Here is a 10406-nt window from a genome sequence, read left to right on the forward strand (position 1 = left end):
ATCCATGCCCGTCACCTCCCTCCGCAAGGCCTGCGTTCGGCCTCCTGAAGTCGCGAAGATCAAGATCAAGATCAAGATCAAGATCAAGATCAAGAGCGCGGAGCGAGGTGGGGCGAAAATAATGGCACTACACACCTACCACTCCCTGACGCCATTTTCCGGCCAGCATGCCTGCTTTTGGATGGCGTCAGGAGTGGAGCATGAGCGAACTTGAAGAGCAAACCCGTCGCAACCTCGAAACCGCAGGCGCTGCGATTCCCTTGATCCGGCTGGCTGACGAGGTGCTTCGGGATTTCCCCGACCCCTATCTGCTGGCAAGCCGGCAGGCTGAACAGATCGTGCGAAAACACACGGGGCGGGCCATGGACCCGCGGTTCGTCTGGTGGCACCAGTTCAACTCGGAAAGCTCCAGCAACCGCACGTTCACCGGCTGGCAGCACAGCGGGCCACCGCAGAAATCGCTGGTGCTCACGGAGCTGGTGATCGAGCGGTTCGATGTCTACTTCCAGGATGCTGTCGACGAACTCGACCTGCGCGGTGGCTTTTATTGGCAAGGGCCGCATGCCCCTGACTACAACGAGCGAAATGAAATCCGCATGTTGGGCAGCGCGGTGCAGAAAGACCTGTGGGCACTGGACTTTGCAGCACTGTATCGCCAGGCGGTAGAGCAGTTCTGGGTAACGCATGGCGCCAGCTTTCGCATATTGACCAAAGCCAACTTGCTTGGAGAAGGTGTGCGAGCCCTGAATGCCGGGCGGATTACGCAATTCGACTGGCTACGTTTACGCGCCATGGTGAGTGACATGTTGGCGGATGACGATCTGCCCACACTCGAAAAGTTGGGCCGGGACAGTAGCAGCCACCCGTGGACGGTGTACCGCTATGTTTTCGGCAGTGGGGACAGGGGAGGGCTGTTCACGTTGCATACGCAAGGTGGCCGGGTGCTGGCATATCTGCCCTGGCACAGTGAAGCGCTCAGGGCGTTCGACTCTGAGCTGGCAATGGCCCGCTGGTTCGTCGCGCAAGTGCAATCGCCGCAAGCGCTGGACAGTTTTGTGGCGGGCGTACACAGCAATCCGCATGACGCCGAGAGGCGGCAGTTGATCAGGGTTCACCTGAAAGGCATCGCTGACAGCCGCTCGGATGAATCGGCACTGGTCGCGCTCAAGCTGTTCGAACGCAGAATCAATGGGGATATTTTTACTTGCCTGGCGGACCAGGCCGGCACCGAAATGCGGCGCAATGCCCAGCTGATGCGGGACAATGCCAGCTTGCGCAAGGCCATGCTCAGTGGCTACCTGTCGGCCTTTCTGGGGGTTTTCGGCAGCTTCGTCGCGCTGGGCTGGCCGTTGTCATTGATAGCACTTGGGGCAAGCGCCGGCAAAGTGGCGCTGGACATTGATCAGGCACTGAGCGCACCGGATGAGCAGACCCGTAAGGGGGCGTTGCGTTCTGCCGTCCTCGACAGCCTTTTTGCCAGCCTCAACCTGCTGGATGTAACCCTCCAGTCCAGCCTTGCATCCGTGGCGGGCCAGGCGCCACCCCATGAAACAGGCGTTTCACTGGAACATTGGCAGGTAAGCGAGAGCGCTACGCTGCAAGTGGAGGGGCAGGAGTCCAACGCGGTGCTGGATGGCGCAGTGGGCCAGGCAGGACTGCTGCGGGGGATACGCCTGACGGGCGATGGCAAGTGCTGGATTACCTTGAACGGGCTGTCCTACCGGGTGCGCTACAGCCATGAACTGGCCGTTTGGCTGGTAGTGCCTGCCGACAATCCGTTTGCCTTTGCCCCGCTCAACCCAGTACGCCTGAATGCGGCTGGCGAATGGGAGCTGCTGGTGCCACCGCGCCTGCTCGGTGGCAGCCCTCCGGCCGCAGAGGGCATGCCCAGTACAACTTCACCCTTTTGGGACACCTATGCATCCATTGATGAAGCGCGCAGCACATTGGCGGCAGAGCGCGCTTTGCAACGTCAAAAGGCCTTGCTGGAAAAATGGCCGGTGGCCGAATTGCAGCGTGGAGGGGCGCCTGATGTGGATGCGCGAGGGATGGATTGCGTAAGGGTTGGCGATAACCATCACTACTCCTACCGCTATGCCAACGAGTACTTCAATGCGCTGATCGAGTGGTACACGAGCAACGAGTCGACCGTGAACGATGTGTTTCGTGCCGGGCGCTACCAGTACGGTGACGAAGACAGCTATATCAGCGACCTGGCCGATAGCCTGGATCATTTGCCCAAGAGTGACGAAGTCACCTTGTATCGGGGTGGCCACAGCTCGCGAGGTACCAGCGGCGAGTACTACAGAAATGGCCACTTGCGGGTTGGTGACGTGCTGGTCAACACCGACCTGACTTCATTTACCGAAAACCCCTACAAGGTCACCGAGTTTGCTTGCCTGCCTTTTTCCCAGGCGCCTGGGGGGTTGCCAGGGTTGTTCGATGACAGCTCGGTGGTGTTCGAGTTGACGGCTGGACGGTATCGGGGGGCGACGCCGATCAGTGCGTTCTCGATCTACTGGAAGGAGGGTGAGTCACTGTTCCTGCCGGGCCACTACTTCCGCATCGAAGGGCTGGAGCAGGTATACGGCGAACATTACCGCTTTATCAAGGTGACGCTGGGGCAGACCAGCAAGCCTGTCTCCGGGCCGGTGTACGACCTGCGCACGGGGCTGCCGTTCAATGAGGCAGCTTACCGGGCGCAGTTCCGTACGCCTGCATTGGTCGAGCGCTTCTTCCCGGCCTGAAGGCGGTGCTGGCTCACGCCTGCTTGAGCAGCAGCGCCACCCCTGGGAAATACTGCCCCAGTTCGTTGTGCAGCTTGCGATAGGCATATGGGAAGTACCAGGCGATGGCGCAGGCGTTATGTTTTTGCAGGTCGTCGACCAGGTCCTGAAGCTCTTCGGGGCTGGCGTGCTGGCCCGCTTTCCAAGGGCTTATGAACAGCGCCCCGGCCTTCAACTGGCTGGGGTAGGCCACTTGGCGGGCGAGGGCGGTGGTTTCCAGCAGGGCGGCCGCCATGTCCAGCGCGGCGACTTTAGGCCAGCGCTGGCTGACGCTGAGGTACAGCGCCTCGTCAGCGCTGCTGATCGACAGGTCGCAGCGCCCTTCACATTCACCTTCGTCGCGCTGCTTCTTGCCAGCAAACTGCTGAAGCGCCGTCAGTTCGGCCTGCCAGGCCGCTGCTGCAAGCAGCCCGGCATTGGCGGCGGCGCCATGCCAGTACGGCGCTTCGGCATCACCGGCAAACTGGTTGAAGCGGTCGATGCAGTCGACCCAGCGCTCCAGCACCGGGCCGAGAAATTCCAGGTGTGGATTGTTGATGATCTGGCCTCGCATGCTGCGCACTCCTGTTGTCGTTGTGATTGCGTTCAATTGAGAGTGGTGGCTATGTGACATCACTTTATCCAGTGTGGCACAACTCGGGGAGTTGGCCACTGCCCAGGTGTCGCCTGTTCGGCTGCAAAACGGTCCACTTCGATTGACGCTCCCGGTGCAACCCTCTAACCTTCGCGCGTGTTTCAGGTGCCCTGCCAGCCCCGTCTGGGCAGGGTGAAACTGGGAAGCCGGTGGGCGCCAGCATGGCGCGATTCCGGCGCTGCCCCCGCAACGGTAGGTGAGTCGCGGCCGCGCAGGGCCACTGGGTGCCAGCACCCGGGAAGGCGCGCAGGCCTGGGCCAAGGCCCGCTCACAAGCCCGGAGACCGGCCTGATACTGCCAACGGCATCACGGAGGGTGATGCGCGGTGCACCGTGGCGCTTCTGCCATGGCCCCTGCGCGTTCTCCGTTTGCCTGCCTATTACCTGTCACCGCGCGTTGCCGTGGTGCCAGCAAGCGGAGAACCCTCATGAGCGAACCCACCGAACGCGACGAACGCCACCTGGCGCGCATGCAGCGCAAAAAGGCGATCATCGACGAACGCATCGCCAATTCCCCAAACGAATGCGGCCTGCTGCTGGTGCTGACCGGCAATGGCAAGGGCAAGAGCAGCTCGGCCTTTGGCATGCTCGCGCGCGCCTTGGGCCATGGCATGCAGTGTGGTGTGGTGCAGTTCATCAAGGGCCGCAACAGTACCGGCGAAGAGCTGTTCTTCCGCCGCTTCCCCGAGCAGGTGCGCTACCACGTGATGGGTGAGGGCTTTACCTGGGAAACCCAGGACCGCCAGCGCGACATCGCCGCCGCCGAAGCCGCATGGGCAGTGTCGCGCCAGCTGCTGCAGGACCCGACCGTGCAGTTCGTGGTACTGGATGAGCTGAACATCGCCCTCAAGCATGGCTACCTCGACCTTGATCAGGTGTTGGCCGATATCCAGGCCCGCCCGCCTATGCAGCATGTGATCGTTACCGGCCGTGCGGCCAAGCCCGAAATGATCGAACTGGCCGATACCGTGACCGAGATGGGCATGCTCAAGCACGCCTTCCAGGCCGGTATCCGTGCACAGAAGGGCGTCGAACTGTGAGTCAATCGCGCCATTGCCCCGCGGTTCTGATCGCGGCACCGGCCTCTGGCCAGGGCAAGACCACCGTCACCGCCGCCCTGGCCCGCCTGCACCGCAACCTCGGGCGCAAGGTGCGGGTGTTCAAGTGCGGCCCCGATTTTCTCGACCCGATGATCCTCGAGCGGGCCAGCGGCGCGCCGGTGTACCAGCTCGACCTGTGGATGATCGGCGCCGAGGAAAGCCGCCGCCTGCTGTGGGAGGCGGCTGGCGAGGCTGACCTGATCCTGATCGAAGGGGTGATGGGGCTATTCGACGGCACCCCGTCCAGCGCCGACCTGGCGCGTCACTTCGGCGTGCCGGTGCTGGCGGTTATCGACGGCACGGCCATGGCCCAGACCTTCGGCGCCCTGGCCCTGGGCCTGGCGCGCTACCAGGCCGACCTGCCGTTCGCCGGCGTGCTGGCCAACCGGGTGGGCAGCCTGCGCCACGCGCAATTGCTGGAAGGCAGCCTGACCGAAGGCCTGCGCTGGTACGGCGGTTTGTCCCGCGAGCGCGGCATCGAGCTGCCCAGCCGCCACTTGGGCCTGGTGCAGGCCAGCGAGCTGAATGACCTGGATGACCGCCTGGACGCTGCTGCCGAGGCGCTTGGGGCCAGCTGCGACGCGGCCTTGCCGCCGCCAGTAACCTTTGCCGAGCCTGAGCCGCAAGCCTGTGCGGCCTCGCTGGCCGGTGTGCGCATCGGCGTGGCGCGGGACGAAGCGTTTGCCTTCACCTATGGCGCCAACCTCGACTTGCTGCGCAACCTGGGTGCCCAGCTGGAATTCTTCTCACCGCTGCATGATTGCGAGCTGCCGGTGGTAGACAGCCTGTACCTGCCGGGCGGTTATCCCGAACTGCATCACCAGGCGCTGGCCGCAAATGCACCGATGTGCGAAGCGGTCCGTGCCCATCACGCCCAGGGCAAGCCGTTGCTGGCCGAGTGCGGCGGAATGCTGTACCTGCTCGATGCCCTGACCGACGTGGCCGGTGAACGTGCCGAGCTACTCGGCCTGCTGCCAGGCGAGGCGACCATGCAGAAGCGCCTGGCGGCCCTTGCGCTGCAGGCAGTAGAGCTGCCCGAAGGCACCTTGCGCGGGCACACCTATCACCACTCGCTGACCAGCACCACGCAGGAGCCGATCGCCCGTGGCCTGAGCCCCAACGGTGGGCGTGGCAACGAAGCGGTGTATCGCCTGGGCCGGCTGACGGCTTCCTACGTGCACTTTTACTTCCCCTCCAACCCGGACGCGGCGGCGGCGCTGCTACGACCATGAGCGAGCACGCCTACAGCGACGCCGAGCGCGCCGCGATCTACCGGGCCATCGGCGAGCGCCGCGACATGCGCCATTTCGCCGGTGGCGAGGTGGCACCGGAACTGCTTGGCCGCCTGCTGGCCGCCGCACACCAAGCGCCCAGCGTTGGCCTGATGCAGCCTTGGCGTTTCATCCGCATTACCCAACGCGACCTGCGCACGCGCATCCAGGCCCTGGTGGAGGCGGAGCGGGTGCGCACCGCCGAGGCCCTTGGGGAGCGTTCGGATGCCTTCATGAAACTGAAGGTGGAAGGCATCAATGACTGTGCCGAACTGTTGGTGGCGGCCTTGATGGACAATCGTGAGCCGCACATCTTCGGCCGCCGCACCCTGCCGGAAATGGACCTGGCCTCGCTGGCCTGCGCCATCCAGAACCTGTGGCTGGCTGCGCGTGGGGAAGGCCTGGGCATGGGCTGGGTGTCGCTGTTCGACCCGCTGGCGCTGGCGCAGTTGCTGGGCATGCCGGCCGGGGCCAAGCCGGTAGCGGTGCTGTGCCTGGGGCCGGTGACCGAGTTCTACCCGGCGCCCATGCTGGTGCAGGAAAACTGGGCCGAAGAAAGGCCCTTGAGTGAAATGCTGTACGAGAACCAATGGGGAGAGCGCCAATGAGCGTGGCCTTGCTGACCGTGGCCGGGGTGGCCCTGGATGCCTTGCTGGGCGAACCGCAACGGCGCCACCCGCTGGTGGCCTTCGGCAACATGGCCAGTAGCCTGGAGCGCCGCATGAATGCCGGCGGGCGTGGCTGGCGCAGCCACGGCGTGAGCGCCTGGTTCCTGGCCGTGGTGCCGCTGACCCTGATCGCGCTGGTGCTGTCCTGGCTGCCCTATGTTGGCTGGCTGGTCGACGTGCTGGCGCTGTACTGTGCGGTGGGGCTGCGCAGCTTGGGCGAGCATGTGCTGCCGGTGGCCAACGCCTTGCGCCAGGGCGACCTGCAAGAGGCGCGGCGCCGTGTCGGTTACCTGGTCAGCCGCGAAACTCGCGAGCTGGATGAGCCCGCAGTGGCCCGGGCAGCCACCGAGTCGGTGCTGGAAAATGGCAGTGACGCGGTGTTCGCAGCGCTGTTCTGGTTCGTGGTGGCGGGTGCACCGGGCGTGGTGCTGTACCGCCTGAGCAATACCCTGGATGCCATGTGGGGCTACCGCAACGAACGCTTCGAGCGCTTCGGCTGGTGTGCGGCGCGCATTGACGACGTGCTCAACTATATTCCCGCCAGGCTGGTGGCGCTGACCTACGCGCTGCTGGGCAAGACCCGCCTGGCCGTGGCCTGCTGGCGCAAGCAGGGCCCCTTGTGGGACAGCCCCAACGCCGGGCCGGTGATGGCCGCTGGTGCTGGTGCGCTGGGGGTAGAGCTTGGTGGCCCGGCGGTGTACCACGGCGAACTGCATGAGCGGCCACGCCTGGGCGAGGGGCCAATGGCCGATGCCGACGCCATCGAGCGCGGCTGGGGCCTGGTACAGCGCGGCGTGTGGCTGTGGCTGCTGGTGATCTGCCTGGGGGCTTATATCAATGCTTGAACATGGTGGTCGCCTGCTACGCGCGGTGCGGCAATACGGCATCGCCCGCGAGCAGTGGCTCGACCTGTCCAGCGGCATTGCGCCCTGGCCGTTCCCGATTCCGCCGATCCCCGTGGACGCCTGGGCCCGCCTTCCGGAGAACGAGGACGGCCTGGAAGACGCTGCGCGTGCCTATTACGGCGCCCGCCAGCTGCTGCCGGTGGCCGGTTCCCAGGCCGCGATCCAGGCCTTGCCATTGCTGCGCGCAGCAAGCCGGGTAGGGGTGCTGACGCCGTGCTATGCCGAACACCCGTATGCCTGGCAGCGGGCGGGCCACCAGCTGGTGGAGCTGGATGAAGCGCAGGTCGAGGCGGCGCTCGACAGCCTCGACGTGCTGGTGCTGGTCAACCCCAACAACCCGACAGGTCGCCGGGTGGCGCGCGAACGTCTGCTGGCTTGGCACGCGCGCCTGGCCACCCGCGGTGGCTGGCTGCTGGTCGATGAAGCGTTCATGGACAACACCCCGGCTGAAGGCGTGGTCGATTGTGCCGAGCGCCCAGGCTTGATCGTACTGCGCTCGTTTGGCAAGTTCTTCGGTTTGGCCGGGGTGCGCCTGGGGTTCGTTGCTGCCGAGCATGGCCTGCTGCTGCGCCTGGCCGAGTTGCTCGGCCCGTGGACCGTGAACGGCCCGACTCGGGTGCTGGCCCAGGCCAGCCTGGCTGACCAGCCTACCCAGCGCGTGCAGACCGAACGTTGTGCTGCCGCCAGCCAGCGCTTGGCTGCGCTGTTGCGCAGCGCTGGCCTGGCGCCCAGCGGCGGCTGCGACCTGTTCCAGTACGTGCGCAGCGAGCGCGCAGCGCAACTGCATGACTTTCTCGCCCGTCGCGGCATCCTGGTGCGCCTGTTCGAACACCCGCCGGCAGTACGCCTTGGGCTGCCCGAATGCGCCACAGGCGAACAGCGCCTGGCTCAGGCCCTGGCGGCTTATCAAAAGGAAACGGCATGACCACCCTCATGGTGCAAGGCACCACCTCCGACGCCGGCAAGAGTACGCTGGTGACCGCGCTGTGCCGCTGGCTGTTGCGCCAGGGCGTCGGCGTGGTGCCGTTCAAGCCGCAGAACATGGCGCTGAACAGCGCAGTGACTGCCGATGGCGGTGAAATCGGCCGGGCCCAGGCGGTACAGGCCCAGGCCTGCCGACTGCAGCCCCACACCGACATGAACCCGGTGCTGCTCAAGCCCAACAGCGACACCGGCGCCCAGGTGATCATTCATGGTCGCGCAGTCACCAGCATGAACGCGGTGGCCTATCACGACTACAAGGCCATCGCCATGCAAGCGGTGCTGGCTTCGCACCAGCGGTTGAGCGCCGCATGGTCCGTGGTCATGGTCGAAGGCGCGGGGTCGCCGGCAGAGATCAACCTGCGTGCCGGCGACATCGCCAACATGGGCTTTGCCGAAGCGGTGGACTGCCCGGTGATCCTGGTTGCCGATATCAACCGTGGCGGCGTGTTCGCCCACCTTGTGGGCACGTTGGAGCTGCTGTCGCCCAGCGAGCAGGCACGGGTCAAGGGCTTCGTCATCAACCGCTTCCGTGGCGACATCGCCTTGCTGCAACCGGGGCTGGACTGGCTGGAGCAGCGTACCGACAAACCAGTGCTGGGCGTGCTGCCCTATGTCACCGACCTGCACCTGGAGGCCGAAGACGGCATCGATGTGCGCCAGGGTGCAAAGAGCGAACGCGTGCTCAAGGTGATCGTGCCGGTACTGCCACGTATCAGCAACCACACCGACTTTGACCCGCTTCGCCTGCACCCGCAGGTGGACCTGCAGTTCATCGGCCCGGGTCAGCCGATTCCGCCAGCCGACCTGATCATCCTGCCAGGCTCGAAGAGTGTGCGCGGTGACCTGGCACAATTGCGTGAGCGCGGTTGGGACAAGGCCATCGAGCGGCATTTGCGCTATGGCGGCAAAGTGATCGGTATCTGTGGCGGCTTGCAGATGCTTGGCCGCGAAGTGCATGACCCGCTGGGCCTTGAAGGGGCGGCCGGGTCCAGCCCTGGCCTGGGGCTGCTGGACTATGCCACGGTGCTTGAAGCCGACAAGCAATTGCGTAACGTTGCCGGTACGCTGAACCTTGAAGCGTCTCCGGTCACCGGTTATGAGATCCATGCCGGGGTCACCGCTGGCCCGGCTTTGGAGCAGCCCGCCGTTCAGCTGGCCGATGGCCGCTGCGACGGCGCCATCAGTGGCGACGGGCAGGTGCTGGCCACTTATCTTCACGGGCTGTTCGAGGGCAGCCAGTCGTGCGCGGCGTTGCTGCGCTGGGCCGGTCTGGAGGATGTGCAGGTCATTGATTACGAAGCCCTGCGTGAACGCGACATCGAGCGCCTGGCGGATCTGGTGGAAAAGCACCTGGACACCGCGCAGCTGCGCCAACTGTGTGGGGTGGCCTGACGTGCGCAACCTGATCCTTGGCGGTGCCCGCTCCGGCAAGAGCCGCTTGGCCGAACAGCTGGCCAGTGCCAGTGGCCTGCCGGTGACCTACATTGCCACCAGCCAGCCGCTGGATGGTGAGATGAACGAACGCGTGCTGCTGCACCGCCAGCGCCGCCCTGATGAGTGGGGGCTGATCGAAGAGCCCTTGGCCCTGGCCGCGGTGCTGCGCGCCGAAGCGGCCGAAGGGCGTTGCCTGCTGGTGGATTGCCTGACCCTGTGGCTGACCAACCTGCTGATGCTTGAAGATGACCAGCGCCTGGCCGAGGAGCGTGATGCCCTGCTGGCGTGCCTGGAACAGTTGCCGGGTACCGTAATTCTGGTCAGTAACGAAACCGGCCTGGGTGTGGTGCCCATGGGCGAGCTGACTCGGCGTTATGTCGACCTGGCGGGGTGGTTGCATCAGGCTGTGGCTGAGCGCTGTCAGCGGGTGGTGCTGACGGTGGCGGGGTTGCCCTTGGTGTTGAAAGGGGGGGCGTTGTGAGGGGCGGGTTCGGGATTGCAGGTGGGCTGGCAGGTGTTTGCCACGACAGTTGCAGCGCCTGTGAGATCGAGCGCCGCCCGCGCGGCGCTTCGCGGCTAAAGCCGCTCCTACGTTTGTTTCGGGCCAGTCCCTCCTGTGCCAGGC

Annotated in this window: 10 protein-coding genes and 1 riboswitch; of the genes, 9 read left to right on the forward strand and 1 reads right to left on the reverse strand. The window is 65.0% G+C overall.

The window, feature by feature from the left end:
* The first annotated feature begins 4 nt into the window (after nucleotides 1-4).
* Both ACIP1G_RS31570 and ACIP1G_RS31575 read left to right on the forward strand, forming a co-directional pair.
* Complete coding sequence (locus ACIP1G_RS31570) at nucleotides 5-214, forward strand: hypothetical protein (protein WP_400744490.1); 210 nt, start codon at nucleotides 5-7, stop codon at nucleotides 212-214.
* Nucleotides 201-2747, forward strand: a complete 2547-nt coding sequence (locus tag ACIP1G_RS31575) for a dermonecrotic toxin domain-containing protein (protein ID WP_400744468.1) — start codon at nucleotides 201-203, stop codon at nucleotides 2745-2747. Before ACIP1G_RS31570 ends, ACIP1G_RS31575 begins: the two co-directional genes overlap by 14 nt.
* Nucleotides 2748-2760: 13 nt before the next feature.
* Here the strand turns inward: ACIP1G_RS31575 and ACIP1G_RS31580 are convergent, their stop codons facing one another.
* Nucleotides 2761-3339: a hypothetical protein gene (locus ACIP1G_RS31580; RefSeq protein WP_400744470.1), complete on the reverse strand. Its 579-nt coding sequence runs from the start codon at nucleotides 3337-3339 to the stop codon at nucleotides 2761-2763.
* Nucleotides 3340-3506: 167 nt separating this feature from the next.
* Nucleotides 3507-3727: riboswitch (cobalamin riboswitch) on the forward strand.
* A 120-nt stretch (nucleotides 3728-3847) separates the two neighbouring features.
* On the opposite strand from ACIP1G_RS31580, the gene cobO reads away from it, so the two are divergent.
* Genes cobO through cobU form a run of 7 tightly spaced genes read left to right on the forward strand, consistent with a single transcriptional unit; the run spans nucleotide 3848 to nucleotide 10262 of the window.
* The gene (gene cobO / locus ACIP1G_RS31585; RefSeq protein ID WP_400744473.1) at nucleotides 3848-4459 is read left to right on the forward strand and encodes a cob(I)yrinic acid a,c-diamide adenosyltransferase; all 612 of its coding nucleotides are present in this window, start codon (nucleotides 3848-3850) and stop codon (nucleotides 4457-4459) included.
* Nucleotides 4456-5751, forward strand: a complete 1296-nt coding sequence (locus tag ACIP1G_RS31590; RefSeq protein WP_400744476.1) for a cobyrinate a,c-diamide synthase — start codon at nucleotides 4456-4458, stop codon at nucleotides 5749-5751. The genes cobO and ACIP1G_RS31590 overlap by 4 nt, the downstream gene beginning before the upstream one ends.
* Nucleotides 5748-6398 (forward strand): 5,6-dimethylbenzimidazole synthase, encoded by a 651-nt coding sequence (gene bluB, locus ACIP1G_RS31595; RefSeq protein ID WP_346643228.1) that lies wholly within the window; start codon nucleotides 5748-5750, stop codon nucleotides 6396-6398. Before ACIP1G_RS31590 ends, bluB begins: the two co-directional genes overlap by 4 nt.
* Nucleotides 6395-7303: an adenosylcobinamide-phosphate synthase CbiB gene (cbiB, locus tag ACIP1G_RS31600; RefSeq protein ID WP_400744479.1), complete on the forward strand. Its 909-nt coding sequence runs from the start codon at nucleotides 6395-6397 to the stop codon at nucleotides 7301-7303. The genes bluB and cbiB overlap by 4 nt, the downstream gene beginning before the upstream one ends.
* On the forward strand, nucleotides 7296-8288 hold the full coding sequence (gene cobD / locus ACIP1G_RS31605) for a threonine-phosphate decarboxylase CobD (RefSeq protein WP_400744482.1): 993 nt from the start codon (nucleotides 7296-7298) through the stop codon (nucleotides 8286-8288). The genes cbiB and cobD overlap by 8 nt, the downstream gene beginning before the upstream one ends.
* Complete coding sequence (locus ACIP1G_RS31610) at nucleotides 8285-9739, forward strand: cobyric acid synthase (protein WP_400744484.1); 1455 nt, start codon at nucleotides 8285-8287, stop codon at nucleotides 9737-9739. The genes cobD and ACIP1G_RS31610 overlap by 4 nt, the downstream gene beginning before the upstream one ends.
* Before the next feature lies 1 nt (nucleotide 9740).
* Nucleotides 9741-10262 (forward strand): bifunctional adenosylcobinamide kinase/adenosylcobinamide-phosphate guanylyltransferase, encoded by a 522-nt coding sequence (cobU, locus tag ACIP1G_RS31615; protein WP_400744487.1) that lies wholly within the window; start codon nucleotides 9741-9743, stop codon nucleotides 10260-10262.
* Nucleotides 10263-10406 lie beyond the last annotated feature (144 nt).

Origin of the sequence: Pseudomonas sp. NPDC089392, from assembly GCF_044749595.1 — a bacterium.
Classification (GTDB): Bacteria; Pseudomonadota; Gammaproteobacteria; order Pseudomonadales; family Pseudomonadaceae; genus Aquipseudomonas.

Coding starts and splice junctions, on each gene's coding strand:
- ACIP1G_RS31570 (WP_400744490.1), top strand. CDS start 5: ATGCCCGTCACCTCCCTCCGCAAGGCCTGCGTTCGGCCTCCTGAAGTC.
- ACIP1G_RS31575 (WP_400744468.1), top strand. CDS start 201: ATGAGCGAACTTGAAGAGCAAACCCGTCGCAACCTCGAAACCGCAGGC.
- ACIP1G_RS31580 (WP_400744470.1), bottom strand. CDS start 3,339: ATGCGAGGCCAGATCATCAACAATCCACACCTGGAATTTCTCGGCCCG.
- cobO (WP_400744473.1), top strand. CDS start 3,848: ATGAGCGAACCCACCGAACGCGACGAACGCCACCTGGCGCGCATGCAG.
- bluB (WP_346643228.1), top strand. CDS start 5,748: ATGAGCGAGCACGCCTACAGCGACGCCGAGCGCGCCGCGATCTACCGG.
- cbiB (WP_400744479.1), top strand. CDS start 6,395: ATGAGCGTGGCCTTGCTGACCGTGGCCGGGGTGGCCCTGGATGCCTTG.
- cobD (WP_400744482.1), top strand. CDS start 7,296: ATGCTTGAACATGGTGGTCGCCTGCTACGCGCGGTGCGGCAATACGGC.
- ACIP1G_RS31610 (WP_400744484.1), top strand. CDS start 8,285: ATGACCACCCTCATGGTGCAAGGCACCACCTCCGACGCCGGCAAGAGT.